This window comes from Methylocapsa palsarum, assembly GCF_900114285.1.
In the GTDB taxonomy this organism is placed as follows: domain Bacteria; phylum Pseudomonadota; class Alphaproteobacteria; order Rhizobiales; family Beijerinckiaceae; genus Methylocapsa; species Methylocapsa palsarum.
Genome location: NZ_FOSN01000004.1, coordinates 155,753 through 169,913, shown reverse-complemented (window position 1 = coordinate 169,913; position 14,161 = coordinate 155,753). Strand labels below are relative to the sequence as shown.

Annotated in this window: 14 protein-coding genes; 7 read left to right on the top strand and 7 right to left on the bottom strand. The window is 62.8% G+C overall.

What is annotated here, in order from left to right; genetic code table 11:
* Nucleotides 1–2: 2 nt before the first annotated feature.
* The gene (locus BM177_RS06520) at nucleotides 3–1,079 is read left to right on the top strand and encodes a fatty acid desaturase (protein ID WP_091680132.1); all 1,077 of its coding nucleotides are present in this window, start codon (nucleotides 3–5) and stop codon (nucleotides 1,077–1,079) included.
* On the opposite strand, the gene BM177_RS06515 is transcribed toward BM177_RS06520, so the two are convergent.
* Both BM177_RS06515 and BM177_RS06510 read right to left on the bottom strand, forming a co-directional pair.
* Entirely contained in the window at nucleotides 1,049–1,822 is a 774-nt protein-coding gene (locus BM177_RS06515; protein WP_091680129.1) for a glycerophosphodiester phosphodiesterase family protein, read from the bottom strand. The genes BM177_RS06520 and BM177_RS06515 overlap by 31 nt on opposite strands.
* Nucleotides 1,819–2,292 carry a RidA family protein gene (locus BM177_RS06510; protein ID WP_091680127.1) on the bottom strand — a complete coding sequence of 158 codons (474 nt, stop codon included), beginning with the start codon at nucleotides 2,290–2,292 and terminating at the stop codon, nucleotides 1,819–1,821. Before BM177_RS06510 ends, BM177_RS06515 begins: the two co-directional genes overlap by 4 nt.
* A gap of 208 nt (nucleotides 2,293–2,500) precedes the next feature.
* On the opposite strand from BM177_RS06510, the gene BM177_RS06505 reads away from it, so the two are divergent.
* Together BM177_RS06505 and surE are read left to right on the top strand one after the other, a co-directional pair.
* On the top strand, nucleotides 2,501–3,427 hold the full coding sequence (locus BM177_RS06505; protein WP_091680315.1) for a cell envelope integrity EipB family protein: 927 nt from the start codon (nucleotides 2,501–2,503) through the stop codon (nucleotides 3,425–3,427).
* A 236-nt stretch (nucleotides 3,428–3,663) separates the two neighbouring features.
* Nucleotides 3,664–4,425: a 5'/3'-nucleotidase SurE gene (surE, locus tag BM177_RS06500; protein WP_091680312.1), complete on the top strand. Its 762-nt coding sequence runs from the start codon at nucleotides 3,664–3,666 to the stop codon at nucleotides 4,423–4,425.
* 170 nt (nucleotides 4,426–4,595) lie between these two features.
* Here surE and BM177_RS20510 read toward each other — a convergent pair whose 3' ends face one another.
* The gene (locus BM177_RS20510) at nucleotides 4,596–4,757 is read right to left on the bottom strand and encodes a hypothetical protein (RefSeq protein WP_244532165.1); all 162 of its coding nucleotides are present in this window, start codon (nucleotides 4,755–4,757) and stop codon (nucleotides 4,596–4,598) included.
* Between the two features lie 43 nt (nucleotides 4,758–4,800).
* Here BM177_RS20510 and BM177_RS06495 point away from each other — a divergent pair, with 43 nt between their 5' ends.
* Nucleotides 4,801–5,892 (top strand): peptidoglycan DD-metalloendopeptidase family protein, encoded by a 1,092-nt coding sequence (locus BM177_RS06495; protein ID WP_244532163.1) that lies wholly within the window; start codon nucleotides 4,801–4,803, stop codon nucleotides 5,890–5,892.
* Nucleotides 5,893–5,910: 18 nt separating this feature from the next.
* Here BM177_RS06495 and cobS read toward each other — a convergent pair whose 3' ends face one another.
* Both cobS and BM177_RS06485 read right to left on the bottom strand, forming a co-directional pair.
* On the bottom strand, nucleotides 5,911–6,696 hold the full coding sequence (cobS, locus tag BM177_RS06490) for an adenosylcobinamide-GDP ribazoletransferase (RefSeq protein ID WP_091680125.1): 786 nt from the start codon (nucleotides 6,694–6,696) through the stop codon (nucleotides 5,911–5,913).
* A 54-nt stretch (nucleotides 6,697–6,750) separates the two neighbouring features.
* Complete coding sequence (locus BM177_RS06485; protein ID WP_091680124.1) at nucleotides 6,751–6,987, bottom strand: hypothetical protein; 237 nt, start codon at nucleotides 6,985–6,987, stop codon at nucleotides 6,751–6,753.
* Nucleotides 6,988–7,197: 210 nt separating this feature from the next.
* On the opposite strand from BM177_RS06485, the gene cobT reads away from it, so the two are divergent.
* Nucleotides 7,198–8,262 (top strand): nicotinate-nucleotide--dimethylbenzimidazole phosphoribosyltransferase, encoded by a 1,065-nt coding sequence (cobT, locus tag BM177_RS06480; protein WP_091680121.1) that lies wholly within the window; start codon nucleotides 7,198–7,200, stop codon nucleotides 8,260–8,262.
* A gap of 623 nt (nucleotides 8,263–8,885) precedes the next feature.
* On the opposite strand, the gene BM177_RS06470 is transcribed toward cobT, so the two are convergent.
* Both BM177_RS06470 and BM177_RS06465 read right to left on the bottom strand, forming a co-directional pair.
* Entirely contained in the window at nucleotides 8,886–10,418 is a 1,533-nt protein-coding gene (locus tag BM177_RS06470; protein WP_091680116.1) for a S10 family peptidase, read from the bottom strand.
* A 322-nt stretch (nucleotides 10,419–10,740) separates the two neighbouring features.
* Nucleotides 10,741–12,315, bottom strand: a complete 1,575-nt coding sequence (locus BM177_RS06465; protein WP_091680109.1) for a sensor histidine kinase — start codon at nucleotides 12,313–12,315, stop codon at nucleotides 10,741–10,743.
* Nucleotides 12,316–12,754: 439 nt separating this feature from the next.
* On the opposite strand from BM177_RS06465, the gene BM177_RS06460 reads away from it, so the two are divergent.
* Nucleotides 12,755–13,498 (top strand): MBL fold metallo-hydrolase, encoded by a 744-nt coding sequence (locus BM177_RS06460; RefSeq protein ID WP_091680308.1) that lies wholly within the window; start codon nucleotides 12,755–12,757, stop codon nucleotides 13,496–13,498.
* Nucleotides 13,473–14,114 carry a uracil-DNA glycosylase family protein gene (locus BM177_RS06455; protein WP_091680104.1) on the top strand — a complete coding sequence of 214 codons (642 nt, stop codon included), beginning with the start codon at nucleotides 13,473–13,475 and terminating at the stop codon, nucleotides 14,112–14,114. Before BM177_RS06460 ends, BM177_RS06455 begins: the two co-directional genes overlap by 26 nt.
* Nucleotides 14,115–14,161: the final 47 nt, after the last annotated feature.

The following is a 14,161-nucleotide window of genomic DNA, read 5'->3' as shown; positions in this document are numbered from 1 at the left end:
CTATGAACATCAATTCGCTCGGCCTGAATCTCGACGCGGCCGCCGAAGCGCCCGCGACGCGGACCGACTTCATCGCCAAGGCCGAGCCTCGGCCGCATCCCATTCGCCGGCGCGCGATCCTGAAGGCGCATCCGGACGTCGCCGCGCTCGCCGGCTACGATCCGTTGACCGCCGTGATCACGCTGGGGCTGACGGCGGGTCAGACGTTGATCGCCGCCTGGCTAGGCTGGCTTGGCCTTTCCTATTGGCCGCTCGCCATCGCCGTCGCCTTTTGCGTTGGAGCTTTCGCCAACCACGCCTTGTTCGTGATCATCCACGACGCTTCGCACAATTGCGTCTTCAAAAGCCCAACCTGGAACAAATGGACGGCGATTCTCGCGGATCTGCCAAACGGCTTCCCGACCGCGATGGGCTTTCGCTGCTACCACATGAAGCATCATTCCCATCTTGGCGATTACGACTACGACGCCGATCTGCCAAGTCATTGGGAGGCGAGGGTTTTTGGCCGGACCTGGTACGGCAAGGCCGCCTGGATGTTCTTTTTCGCGGTGTTTCAGGTGACCCGTCTCGGACGGCTCAGGGGAACAGTGCCGATGTGGGGCCGCTGGACCTTCATCAACACGGTCTGCGTGATTTTCTACGATCTCGCGGTTGTCTTTTTATTCGGCCCCAATGCGCTGCTCTACCTGTTCGCGTCGTTCTGGTTTTCAGTCGGCGGCCTGCATCCGCTCGGCGCGCGCTGGGTCCAGGAGCATTTCACCAGCGATCCCGAGCAGGAGACCTTCGATTATTACGGCCCGATGAACATCGTCGCGCTCAACATCGGCTATCACAACGAACATCACGATTTTCCCGACGTGCCCTGGACCAGGCTGCCGCGACTGAAGCAAATGGCGCCGGAATTCTACGACGATCTGAAAACTCACGAGTCCTGGGTTGGACTTTTGTTCAAGTTCATCTTCGATCCCGGTTACACGCTCTATACGCGGGTCGATCGAAGTTCAGCCGCGCTTCGCCGGATTGGCGAACGGACCGACGCTCGATCGAGTCAGGCCTCGAAGCCCTCGAAGACGATCTGATCCGCCCACAGTTCGGCCCGCGACCTGTCCTCCGGCGACCGCACGGTCCAGGTCATGACCGGCATTCCGATTCCGGCACGGCACAGCATCGGCACGGCGTGCGGTAAATCATTGACGTTCCAGGACAGGAAATCCGGACGCGTGTCGGGGAAATGCCGCAGCTCGCGGAGCGCGGCGCGCTGCTGCGGCGCCAGTTCAAGCCATTCGCCGGTCTCGTAGCAGGCTTCGGCGACAAGGCCGAGCGGACGCGAGGCGCCTTGGGCGCGGAGACAGGCGAGGACACGAGGATCGAAGGTCTTGAGGCCGACGGGACCCGCATAGTCCGCGATCGCCGCCAGCGCGCGCGCCGCGAGGCGGACATCGCCGTCGAACCGGCTTTTGATTTCAACGATCACGGGCGTCCGGCCCGCGACCGCCGCAAGGAAGCCGGATAAAGTCGCGATCCCCTCGTCGCACTCCTTATGGGCGAGACCGGCGAGGTCGCCGGCGCTGAAGGCGGCGACGTCTCCCTTCGCGCGCATCAGGCGATCAAGGGTAAAATCGTGAAAAACGACGGCTTCGCCATCCCGGGTCCGCTGCACGTCGCATTCGATGGCGTACCCCTTGCCGATCGCGGCTTCAGCCGCCGCGATTGTATTCTCGACGAGTCCCGTCGCCCTGGCGTGAAGTCCGCGATGGGCGATCGGGCGCGCCGTCAGCCAGTCCGGCGCATTGAGGGACCAGGGGCCGGCCCGCCTGGTCAGCGTTCGATCTCGAACATGGCCTCGACCTCGACGGCGCTGTTCATCGGCAATTCGGCGACTCCGATGGTTGAGCGGGCATGCCGGCCCTTCTCGCCGAGAACTTCGACGATGAAATCCGAAGCGCCGTTCATCACCGCGGGGAGCGCGACGAATTCCGGAGCCGCATTGATGAAACCGCCGAGGCGAACGCAGCGGGAGATTTTGTCGAGATCGCCGAGCGCCGCTTTAGCCTGCGCCAGAAGGTTGATCGCGCAGCGGCGCGCGGCGGCCTGCCCATCTTCTATGGAGACATCTCCGCCGCATTTGCCCGTATGGGCGGGATCAAGCTTCCCGTCCGCGCCAAGCGGGAGCTGTCCGGAAATTACGAGAATCGAGGCGGAGATCACAAAAGGGACATAATTTGCGACAGGAGCGGCGGGGGTCGGAAGCGATACGCCCAGAGCCGCCAGTTTCGCCTCGACCTTGTCCATGAAAGATTTCCCTATGATTTGAGTGTTGCGCCGGACCCTTGTATCTCAAGTCGGCGAGATCCACAGCGCGTAAATCGCGCCGCTCAGGTTGCAGTTGGGGGGCGTTAACTCTAATTTGACGCTTTGCAGCACGAATTGGTAATCTTTGCGCCGAGACGATGACAAATTCCCGGCGCCGGCCGCGGCGCACTTCGAGGAAAAGCCAAGAATGATCGCTCCCCAAGCTCGGTTCCCTCAGGCTCGTTTTCAGGTTTTCGGCCGCGTCGGGCGGACGCTCGCCGCTTTCTCCCTCGTGGCGATCTGCCCCTTCGGGTCCGGGGGTATCGCCGCCAATTCGATCCCGCCAAATCCTCCCTCCGCGACGTCGAAGACGGAGCAGGTCCATTCCGTCTCGCTCGCGCCGCACCGCGCCGTTTACGAATTGACCCTCGCCAAATCCGTGGGGACAAAAAGCCCGACCGCCGCGCATGGACGCATCGCCTTCGATTTCACCGGTTCGGCCTGCGAAGGCTATGTGCAGAATTTCCGCCAGTTCACCGAGTTGCAGCCGGCCGAAGGGCCGACCCGCGTGTCGGACATGCAATCGGCGACGTTCGAAGACCCCGAGGGCAAGAATTTCAACTTCAAGATGCAGACCAGCGTCGATAGCGCCGAAGCCGATTCGGTTGACGGCAAGGCCTCAAAGACAGCCAATGGTCCGTTGCTGGTCAATCTCGCCAAGCCCAAGCGCAGCAAATTCAGCGTCGAGTCCGAGATCGCCTTTCCGACGGAGCATCTGAGGCGGATTCTGGCAGCGGCTGCGGACGGAAAAAACCTTCTGGAAGCCAAGGTTTACGACGGATCGGAGACCGGCGAAAAAGTCTACGAGACCACAACCTATATAGGGCATCCCATCGCCGCTCCGGCCGTTGAAAAGGCGGCGCACATTCCCCAGCTCGAAAAAATGCGGCGCTGGCCGGTCTCCATCAGCTATTTCGAGAGCGGCAAGAAAGACGACGGTCCAAGCTACACCCTGTCGTTCGATCTCTATGAAAACGGCATCTCCCGCGCCTTGCGGCTGGATTACGGCGATTTCGTTCTCGCCGGCGAAATGTCCAGCCTCGAGCTTTTGAGTCAGCCTGATTGCGGGAAATAGGCTGAACGCGTCTCACGTCTCATCGGACAAGCCGTCCTGATCGCGCGCGCGCCGCCTTTATCCGGCGTTGCGATGATTGCCCGATGAAGAAAGCCCACGGGTCTGCTAGACGTGGCGCCGGCCGCCGACTTTTCAAAAGATGAATCCGAACTGGCGAAGCGTCCGCCCCCGGCGGCGGACGCCTCTGTCCCGCTGCGGGGCAGGCCTCACAAATGTATCTGCGGGAGCGATGCTGGATGCGCATTCTGGTGACGAACGACGACGGCATTCACGCGCCCGGCCTCGCGACCCTCGAGAAAATCGCCAGGGCGCTGACAGACGATGTCATTGTCGTCGCGCCGGAAAGCGATCAGTCGGGGGTCGCTCATTCGCTGTCGCTGAACGATCCCTTGCGCCTGCGTCAGATATCCGAACGCCACTACGCCGTAAAAGGCACCCCGACGGACTGCGTCATCATGGGCGTGCGCCGTATTCTGGAAGGACGCGCGCCGGACCTCGTCCTGTCGGGCGTGAATTGCGGCCAGAACGTCGCCGAAGACGTCGTCTATTCCGGCACCATAGCCGGCGCCATGGAAGGCGCGCTTCTGGGATTTCCCTCGATCGCATTGTCGCTGGCCTATGGACCCATTGGCGGCCGGGAGGGAGCGTTCTGGGACTGCGCGGAAGCGCATGGGCCTTCCATCATCGAAAAAATTCTCGCCGGGGGAATTCCTCCCAACGTCATCATGAACGTGAATTTCCCGGCCTGTTCGCCAAGCGAGGTGACGGGCGTCGCGGTGACCTTTCAGGGCAGGCGCGGCTATCTCGTCAACATCGACGCGCGCGCGGACGGACGCGGCAATCCCTATTACTGGATTTCTTTCGATCGGCATCAGCTCACGCCGGGGCTAGGAACCGATCTTGAGGCCCTCGCGCAAAAAAAGATCTCCGTCACTCCGCTCAAGCTCGATCTGACCGACGAACATTCTCTCAAGCGGCTGGCGCAGGCGCTTGGGTGATCCTCACGGATCCTCGCCGGACGCTGCTTGGACCGGCCTCCAAAGCCGATCCGGTTATTCGGTAATTTGCACAGTTTTTTCTTGAATGATTGTTCATCTAAACGCTCCCTTAACTCAAACCCCATTTAATCGGAGGTGAGAGCTACTGCGTCAGTGGGTTGCGTCATGAGTCATTCTTTTTCCAATTTCTGCTCACGTTCCGCGTTTCGTCTGGCCATGACGGGACTCGCCGCCAGTGCGCTCGCGGGGTGCGCCAGTTCAGACCGCTTGAGCGACCCGTTCAAAAATCCTTTTGAGACATCGTCGAGCGCCGATTTGCCGACATCGAGCATCGACCCCGCGGCTGCGGGCTCGGGGTTCCCGGGATCGGCTCCGGTGTCGCCGGTGCAATCGCGGCCGTTGTCCGCTCCGGCGCAGAGCCATTCGTCGCCAGTCGTTCAGAGCCCGAAGCTCGCCGGAAATGTCGCGCGCCCTGCCCAGACGGTCGCCGGCTGGTCTGCGGAAGGCGGGACGCCGATCTCCGTCGCCCAGGGGGAAAGCGCGGAACTCCTCGCCAAACGCTACGGCATTCCAACCGACGCCCTTGTCCGCGCGAACGGGTTTACCTCGGCGGCGCAAATTCAACCGGGCTCTCGGATTGTCATCCCGGTCTACAACGCTTCGCTCGCCGCCTCGAGCGGAGCGCGCGTCGCTGAGACCGTCGCGAACGCCCCCGCGCCCGTGCGTTCTGCTGCGGGACAGGTCAAGCTCCTGAAAGGCGCCGCCCCGGCGATCGCGGCCGCGCCGGCCGCATTGGCGCCCGCGGCCAAAGTCGCCGCGGCGCCGGTGAAGGCCGCTCCCGCGCCCAAAGCCGTCATCGCCCACGCGGACGCGAAACCGGCCCAGAAAGCCGCCGTCGCCGTCAGCGAAACGCATCCTGTAGAGCCCGCCCGGAAAACCGCTTCGATCGTGAAGGAGCAGCAGGCGCCGGCAAAATCCAGGCCCGAAGGCTCCAAACCCGAAGCGCTCAAGCCCGAAAAAACCGAAACCGCGATGGCCGAACCCAAGGCCGCCCCGGACGCGCCGGAAAACAAGGGAGCCGCTTCGACAGATCCGGCCAATCCTGAATTCCGCTGGCCCGCGCGCGGACGGATCATCCAGGCCTTCAAGCCTGGCGGCAACGACGGGATCAATATCGCCGTTCCGGAGGGAACTTCCGTGAAGGCCGCCGAAAGCGGTGTGGTCGCCTATGCCGGAAGCGAATTGAAAGGATACGGCAATCTGATCCTGATCCGGCATCCCAACGGATTTGTCTCGGCCTATGCGAACAACGGCGACATCGAGGTCAAGCGCGGCGAAACCGTCAAACGCGGGCAGACGATCGCCAAATCGGGCCAGAGCGGCAACGTCGCGTCTCCGCAACTCCATTTCGAACTGCGCAAGGGCGCGACCCCGGTCGATCCGACGCAATATCTGGCGGGCCTTTGAGTTTCCCCCAAAGCCTGCTCAGGCGAGACGGTTCGCGGCGAAGACAAGGTAAAACAAGACCTCGCTGATTTGCTGGGCGGCGCCGGCGACGTCGCCGGTTTGACCGCCGATCTGGCGCTTCGCCAGTAGCGACGCCCCAAACCCGGCTCCCGCCGCTGCGCCGATACCGATCAAGAGCCTTGGCGACGACGCGCCCGCCAATGCCGGAGCCAAGGCGAACAAAGTTCCAAGGCATGCGGCGGCGATCGCTGCGCCCGGCGCTGGCCGGCCTGCGGAAAAGCCGGCGCCTTCCTTGCGCGCCGGAGGCAGCCAGACAAGCGGAATCAGCGCGGCTGCGCGCGAAACAGCGGCGGCGCCGATCAGGACGGCGCAGGCGAGGCCAAGGCTTTGGTCGAGGATCGAGGCGATGCTGGCCGCACGCAGGTACAATGTCAGCGCCAGAGCCAGGGCCCCGAAAGCGCCGATTCGGCTGTCTTTCATGATTTCGAGCTTGCGCTCGCACGTCGCGCCGCCGCCAAACCCGTCGGCGCAGTCGGCGAGACCGTCTTCATGGAGCGCGCCAGTCGACAAAATCAGGACGGCGATCGCAAGCGGAGCGGCGATCTGAGGCGGAAACCCGATAAATGAGGCGAGCCCGAGGACGCCGCCTGCCAATGCGCCGACCATTGCTCCGGCCAAAGGGAGCATCCGGATCGCCCGCGGAAAGGTGGCGAACGATTGGTCCTCGATGCCTGGAACCGGGAGGCGCGTGGCGAACCGCAGGCAGAGCAGAGCATCGCTGAGAAGCGTCGAGCCGAAGCGCATCGCTTCTCAATCAATGATCCGGACGGCTTTGTCGAGGCGGGACGTCAGGCCGATCTAGAGAGGATGGTGCTCGAGGATGCAGGTCCAGCCTCTATAAACATTGACCTGATCGCGCTTCGCGCCGTTATAGCAATAGACTTTGCCAGGGATCTCGGCGGCGGAGGCCTCGACGGCGGCCGCGGGAGTATACGCCTTGATCTGCACAGTCGGCGACTGAGCGGATGCGGCGATGGCGAGGGCGGTCGCGGTGAAGAAAAAGCCCCCGGCGATGAACGAAAGCTTGCGTGTCATATCGTCTGTCTCCAATCGTGTTTCAAACTGAGTTGCGTCCTCCATATTTCCGTTGTCGTTAACTTGGGGCGTCTTATGCTGCAGTGCAATATCGCATATGCAAAAAAAGGTGAGGCAAGACGCCGCGCGGATCGACAATAGCCCCATAGTTCAGGTTCGTTTCCTTCCATTCGTCCCGCGTGACGGGACTGTTTCCATCGTCAGGCCGCCATGTCCTCCTCCTCTCAGTCCTCCTCCTCTCAGCCGCCTTCCGGCGCGCCGTTTCAAGCCATCCGTGATCTCATTCCAATGATGCCGCTCGCCTCAAAGGACGCCATCGCGGCGGTTCGAGCGCGGCAGGCGGAGCTGACAAAGCCGCCCGGATCGCTCGGCCGGCTGGAGGAGCTCGTCGAGTTTCTCGCGGCCTGGCAGGACAAGCCGGAGCCGACGATGGACCGCCCGCTGGTCGCGGTTTTTGCGGGCAATCACGGCGTTGCGGCGAGGGGCGTCTCCGCCTATCCGGCGTCCGTCACCAGGGCCATGGTCGAAAACTTTTCCGCCGGAGGCGCGGCGATCAACCAGATCTGCGCTTCATTCGGCCTTGGCCTGAAAGTGTTCGACCTCGCCCTCGACATTCCGACGCTGGACATCGCCAAGGCGCCGGCTCTGGAGGAAGCGGCGGCGGCGGCCACCTTCGCCTATGGCATGGAGGCCATCGACGGCGGCGTCGATTTGCTTTGCCTCGGCGAAATGGGCATCGGCAACACCACCATCGCGGCGGCGATCTACCACGGACTTTATGGCGGCGCCGCCAGGGATTGGGTGGGCCGAGGAACGGGAGCCGATGCAGAAGCTCTCGCGCGCAAGATCGCCACGGTCGAAGCCGCCGTCGCGCTGCACAGGCCTTTTCTTGCGGATCCGCTCGAGCTGATGCGCCGTCTCGGCGGGCGCGAAATCGCGGCCATCGCCGGGGCGATCATGGCGGCGCGAATCGAGCGGGTTCCGGTGATCCTCGACGGTTATGTGGTTTGCGCCGCAGCAGCCATTCTCCACGCCCTTGATGCGTCCGCCCTCGACCATTGCGTGGCGGGGCACCTTTCCGAAGAGGGCGCGCATGGCGAGGTTCTGCGACGTCTCGGCAAGCGCCCGCTGCTCGATCTCGGGATGCGGCTCGGCGAAGGCTCCGGCGCGGCTTTGTCCGCCGCCTTGTTCAAGGCGGCGATCGCCTGCCATTCCGACATGGCGACATTTGCCCAGGCGAAAGTCCCAGGCCGATCCGAGACCTCCGACGCCTGATAAGTTGGCCCCGCGCGACGGGCGGCCAAGTTGCGGCGAGAACGCAGGAGCTGATCGAGGCGCGCAACCCAGCGATGGCGCGGACGCGCTTGCTTAGATTGACAATGCTCCAAGCATCCAGAGGAGCAGAAAAACGACGAGGACAGAGCCGATCGCGCCGCCCAAGCCTGATCTGCCATAGGCGGCATAGGCGTAATATCCGCCGCTGGCGCCGAGCAATAGCAACACAAAGATGACGACAGGGAGCGGGATGATCGGCTTTCTCCTTTTAGAGATTGACGAATGTGAGAAATCGAAGAATGGCGACGTCCTTGATCCGAATTAGCCCGGATTGTCTTACCCGGATTGTCTTGCCAGAATAGGATATCTTGCGCGGGGAGTCGTCAGCGACGACGTTAGCGTGAGCCTTCGCGGTCCAACGTGATTACAACCGTAAAACAGTCATATTGCCGATTTGTCAAGCACAAGGCTATGACGCGACGCCATCCTCGGACAGGGCTTTTTGCTATGGTTCCGTCTGGTCTGCCCGCAAGACTCTGATTCACAATTGCGGTCCGATGTCAGGCTTTACGTCGCGCGCATCCAAACTCACTCGCGGAACCACCGATGGGACGAATGTCGCCCTACCGCCCTTCGATCAGGTTTTTGGCGTCTTCGCGCAAGGCGGCGCGGGATTTGTCCTGAAAATAGACCATGTGGCCCCCGCCGTAGACTCTCAGCCGCAGGCGATCAGGGTCGCCGAACGTCGGCACCTGATCAATCAGCAGCTTCGAGGCGAAATAGGGCGTCACCTCGTCGGTCGCGCCGTGGACGATCAGGACGCGCAGTTGCGGGTCGATCGCCATCGCCCGCTTCAGATCCGTGAGCGCTTCGGACCGGCTTCGTCCATGTCCGCCCCATTCCCATTGCGGCGCGACGCTTTCGTTGAGAATTTCATAGCGGGCCTCGATCGGCCAGTTCAGCCGCCGGGCGGTCAGATCGGCCATCGCGCTCGCGAGCGGCGTTTTGACCGCGTCGAGAACGGGGTCCGAATAATCGCTCGACGCGGCGTGAGGCTGAGGGTCGAAACCGCTGACTCTGGCGTCGTAGGCGCTGGCGATCTTGCCTTCGTCGCGGCCGCGCTCGCGCGCGAAGCTTGCGCTGTCGAGGCGCCCGCCGAGGCGCCGCACGAACGCCGGATCGAGACCGGTGAAACCCGCGACCTTCTCGCTCATCCGGGCGAGCGCCGCCGGATCGCGCTCGCCGCGCAAGAGATCCAGCAGATAGGGGCCTTCGGCATAGGCTTCGACGTCGGCGAGCGCTGAGCGTCCGTCTGTCGCGTCGAGCTTGCGGACGGCCGCGGCCTGGGACGGCAGCCGGGTGACGTAGGTCAGGGGATTGTTCGCGCTCTCGAACCAGCTGAAGTCGAGCACAGGCGAGATCAGCACGAGCCCGCGTATCCCGACGCCTTCGCCGTCCTGGAGCCGACGGGCGAGCTTCGGGCCGCGAAAGCCGCCATAGCTCTCGCCGACGATGAATTTCGGACTGGATAGCCTGTTGTTGGCCGTGATCCATTTGCGGATCGCGACGGCCAGCGCGTCGATGTCGCCGGAAACCGAGTAAAGCTGGCGGCGCGCTTCATCGCCTTTGGCGAGAATCCGGCTGTAGCCGGTTCCGGGCGGATCGATGAAAACGAGATCGGTGAAATCGAGCCACGTATCGGCGTTTTCGATCAGCGCGGCGGGCGCCGACGGCGACGCAGGCGCCGCCTCGAGCGGCAGGCGCCATGGCCCCATCGCTCCGAGATTGAGCCACGCGGAACTCGCGCCCGGCCCGCCGTTAATCGCGAACGTGACCGGCCGCTTCGCCGCATCGCCGCCATCGAGAACAAACGCCACATAGGCGACATCCGCCAAGGGCGCTCCAGTTTGCGCTTCGCTGAGCCGAATAGCTCCGGCGATCGCCTTGAAGCGAAGGGCGCGTCCGGGCGGGTTGATCGCGTGGGACGTCGTGACGGGGGCCGGAAGGGGATTGGGCGGCGCTGTCGGCGCCGGTTGCGCCGCTTCGGGAGGGGCAGGGCGGACCGTCGTGGCAGCGTCGGGCGCTTCGGCTGACGCGCCGACGGCGATGCAACAAAGACAAAGCGCCGTGGCGAGCGTTGAAGACATGGAAGCCATGAATGACCTTGATGCTGAATGAATGACCTTGATGGTGAATGAATGATCTGGACGGTATAACGATGTGGCCCCCGGCGCATGCGCGCGCCAGCAAAACCATCCTTAGGGAGGAGTCTCCGCAGAACCGGCCCCTGATGTAGCATCAGAGCTGCGGGATCGGGAAGGGGATGAAGGTCCGCGGGATCGCCGCCGCTTCGGCCTGCGCCATTGGCGAGCCATTTCCTTCCCTCGCCGGGGCCGGTGTCGCCAAGAATATGCTCAAGCATTTGATGCTGAAGCGATTTCTGATCGATCGCATGACTTCATGCGATCGGAAAGCGCTCTAGGCGGCCGTCGACAGGCGGCGGCCATGGCGGGGTTTGGCGCTGATCTCCTGGGTCCGGAGAGAAGCCGCGGCCAAGACCCGGCTCGGCGGAAAGATCACGATCACTTCGGTTCCTTCCGCCACTTTTGATTTCAGCGTGAACGTGCCGCCATGCAGTTCGATAAGGCCCTTGACGATGGGAAGGCCGAGGCCCGAGCCTTCCTCGGCGTTCTTCTGAGCGAGGGAGCCGCGTCCGAACGAGGACATGACGATGGGGATTTCGTCCTGTGGAATTCCTGGGCCGTTGTCGCGGACCGCCAGATATTGGCCGCCGCTCGCCGTCCAGCCGATCCGGATCCTGATCGAACCGCCGTGCGGCGTGAATTTGATCGCATTTGATAACAGGTTCAGGGTGATTTGCCGGACGGCGCGCTCGTCGGCCCAGAGGGGCGGGAGGGTCGGCTCGGCGAATTCCTCGACGATGATGCTCCGCTGTTTCGCGCGCAAGTCCAGGAGGCGCCTGCAATCCTCGACCAGGGGCGCGAGCGCGAGCGGCTCCTCCTTCAGGTCGAACCGGCCGGCCTCGATCCTCGACAGGTCGAGGATTTCGTTGATCAGCATGAGCAGATGCTGGCCGCTCGCATGAATGTCGTTCGAATATTCCTTGTACGAGGGCACGACGTGCGATCCGAACAATTCGCCTTTCATCACTTCCGAAAATCCTAGAATGGCGTTGAGCGGCGTCCGCAATTCATGGCTCATCGTCGCGAGGAATTGAGACTTGGCGAGATTGGCGTCCTCGGCCCTGCGCCGGGCCAGATCGCTGTTTGCCTTCGTTTGCTCCAATTGCGCGATAAGCTCGTCTTTTTCGGCTTCGAACCTCAATGTCTCGACTAATGTCGAATGAAGCTTGCGGGCGAGGAGAGCAAAGGTGAGCAGCGTGGCGAAGCCCAGAGCGATGACCGGCGCCGCGCCGTCGCCGAGGCTCAAGGGACGCAACAGGCAGAGAATCGCCAGTCCGGCCGGAGCCAGTCCCGCAGAGACCGCGGCGGGAATCGACGCCGTGACCGTCGCGTTCATCGCACACGCCAGCAGCAACAAGACAAGGACGCAGAATCGCACCGAAGCCTCTCCCGTCTGGCTAATCAGAAAGACGATGATCGCCATCGTCACGCCTCGGGCGGCTTCAGCGAGGACGAAATCGCGACGCCAGCGCCGTCCTGAGTCGATCTTCGGCTCCGAAAGGAATTTGCTGGCGAGCCGATAGGCCCAAACCAGGGCGGCGATGTCGAGGATCGCCCAGAGCGCCGCGGATGGGAGGTCGATCCACCGGATGGCGATCGTTGCGACGACGCAGCTGAGCGCGGCCATCGCTGGCGCGGACGATCTGCGGCCCTGCGCGTACAGCCTCAGCAGTTTGACGTCGCGGCTCCCATCGGCCGTTTTCCGCGACTTTGGGCCGACGTGGGAGCGTCGCGTCAACCTGGTGAATTCGTTGCCGGCGAAGCTTTTCCCGGCGATGCTGGGGCGCGCAGAAGGCCTTGGTCCGCCGTCTCGCCCGAACGGGATCGTCTCTGCGGTAATGTCAGTCATCCGTAAAAGCGCCGCTCGAAAGCCTGCTGGAATCCAATTGAAGGTGATGAAAAAATCTTAAGGCCTGACTCGAAAAATCGATCAAAGTCATCGCACGTCTCGCCGGTCCGAAGCTGACGAAACGTTCTCCGGGCTCGAGCGAGACGGACCCTTTTAAGGCGGCTCCTTCCGTCCGGGTTTCAAGACGGCTCCATGGCCGAGGTTTTAAATGTGCGATTTCGCACGCGCCGCGGCGACAGTCTGAGGCAAACTGCGCCGCATAGGAAAGCCTGGCTGGAAATGCCTGCCGCAAAATGGCAGACGAAGAGATGTCGATCCCTTCCGCCTGTCGAATTGGAAGCGAAGCTATCAGAGAACGGGCGTCAGGGTCGGCTTCGTTGCGTCGCCCTTCAAATTAAGGCGGTCGCGATTGAACTTTATGAGCCGGCGCGGGAATTTGATGAAAGTTACAATCGTTGGATCGGGCGACGCGTTCGGAAGCGGCGGGCGAGCGCATACGTGCTTCAAGATCGTGTCGGGCGGTCTCGGCGTTATTGTCGATTTTGGCGCAGGGTCGATCGGATCCTGGAAGAAGCTCGGCCTGCGATTCGACAGCATCGACGCTGTAGTCATTTCTCACCTTCACGGCGATCATTTCGGCGGGCTTCCGTTTCTCCTGTACGATTGCCAATTCGTCGAGCAGCGGACGAAGCCCCTCAAGATCATCGGGCCGCCGGGCCTGAAGGAAAAGCTGGACGCCGTCCTCGAAACGTCGTTTCCAGGCTCGAAGAGCATGGTTTGGCGTTTCCCCTGGACCGTCGAAGAGCTTCTGGCGCGGCGCAAGACCGAGGTCGCCGGATTCTCCCTGGAGACGTTCGAGGTCGTGCATATGACCCGCGCCCTGGCGACCGGCGTGCGCCTTTCCGACGGCAAGAGCGTTTTCGCTTATTCAGGGGACACGGCCTGGACGCCCGCCTTGATTGATCTGTCCGAGGCGGCGGATCTTTTCATCGTCGAATGTTTCTCGGGCGCCGAACCGACTCCGAACCATATGAATTGGCCCACTCTCAAGGCCAATCTGCCGGAATTGTCCGCCAAGGTTGTCCTTGTGACCCATATGAGCGAGTCCGCGATGGCCTTTTGCGGCGAAATGGAGCAGGCGGGGCTCGTGATCGCTTATGACGGACAAACCATCGACTGTTGATCTCGACGCGACGCTTCATCGCATTCGCGCCTGCCGGATCTGCCGCGACGCGCCGATGAGGACGCGCTTGCCCCATGAGCCCCGGCCGGTCCTGCGGGTGACGCCGACCGCGCGCCTTCTGATCGCGAGCCAGGCTCCGGGGGCGCGGGTTCACGCCAGCGGATTGCCGTTCGATGACGCCTCGGGAGACCGGCTCCGGCAATGGATGAACGTCTCGCGCGACATTTTCTATGATGAAACGCGGGTCGCGATCATTCCGATGGGCTTTTGCTTTCCGGGTCACGATGATCACAAGGGAGACCTGCCTCCCCGCAGCGAATGCCGCGCCGCCTGGCACGACGATCTGTTGCGGGCCGCTCCCCGATTCGACTGTATTCTGGCGATCGGGCGATTCGCGCAGAACTATCATTTCGCGCGTCTGGGACGCCCGCTGGCGAAAGCCGCGACCCTTGATGAAACGGTCCGGCGCTGGCGCGAATTCGCCCACGGGACGCCTCAAATCATGGCGCTGCCGCATCCCTCCTGGCGCAACAGCGGCTGGATCAAACGCAACCCCTGGTTCGAGTCGGACGTCCTTCCGGTCCTCAGGCTGAAGGTCGAGGAGGCGATCCGCTAGAGCGCGCTTTCCGATGCATGAAGTCATGCGGTCGATCTGTAATCGCT

Bases quoted from the DNA above. Each gene is read 5' to 3' on its own strand.
- BM177_RS06520 (WP_091680132.1), top strand. From the start codon at position 3: ATGAACATCAATTCGCTCGGCCTGAATCTCGACGCGGCCGCCGAAGCG.
- BM177_RS06510 (WP_091680127.1), bottom strand. From the start codon at position 2,292: ATGGACAAGGTCGAGGCGAAACTGGCGGCTCTGGGCGTATCGCTTCCG.
- BM177_RS06505 (WP_091680315.1), top strand. From the start codon at position 2,501: ATGATCGCTCCCCAAGCTCGGTTCCCTCAGGCTCGTTTTCAGGTTTTC.
- surE (WP_091680312.1), top strand. From the start codon at position 3,664: ATGCGCATTCTGGTGACGAACGACGACGGCATTCACGCGCCCGGCCTC.
- BM177_RS20510 (WP_244532165.1), bottom strand. From the start codon at position 4,757: ATGCTCGATGTCGGCAAATCGGCGCTCGACGATGTCTCAAAAGGATTT.
- cobS (WP_091680125.1), bottom strand. From the start codon at position 6,696: ATGCGCTTCGGCTCGACGCTTCTCAGCGATGCTCTGCTCTGCCTGCGG.
- BM177_RS06485 (WP_091680124.1), bottom strand. From the start codon at position 6,987: ATGACACGCAAGCTTTCGTTCATCGCCGGGGGCTTTTTCTTCACCGCG.
- cobT (WP_091680121.1), top strand. From the start codon at position 7,198: ATGTCCTCCTCCTCTCAGTCCTCCTCCTCTCAGCCGCCTTCCGGCGCG.
- BM177_RS06470 (WP_091680116.1), bottom strand. From the start codon at position 10,418: ATGGCTTCCATGTCTTCAACGCTCGCCACGGCGCTTTGTCTTTGTTGC.
- BM177_RS06465 (WP_091680109.1), bottom strand. From the start codon at position 12,315: ATGACTGACATTACCGCAGAGACGATCCCGTTCGGGCGAGACGGCGGA.
- BM177_RS06460 (WP_091680308.1), top strand. From the start codon at position 12,755: ATGAAAGTTACAATCGTTGGATCGGGCGACGCGTTCGGAAGCGGCGGG.
- BM177_RS06455 (WP_091680104.1), top strand. From the start codon at position 13,473: ATGACGGACAAACCATCGACTGTTGATCTCGACGCGACGCTTCATCGC.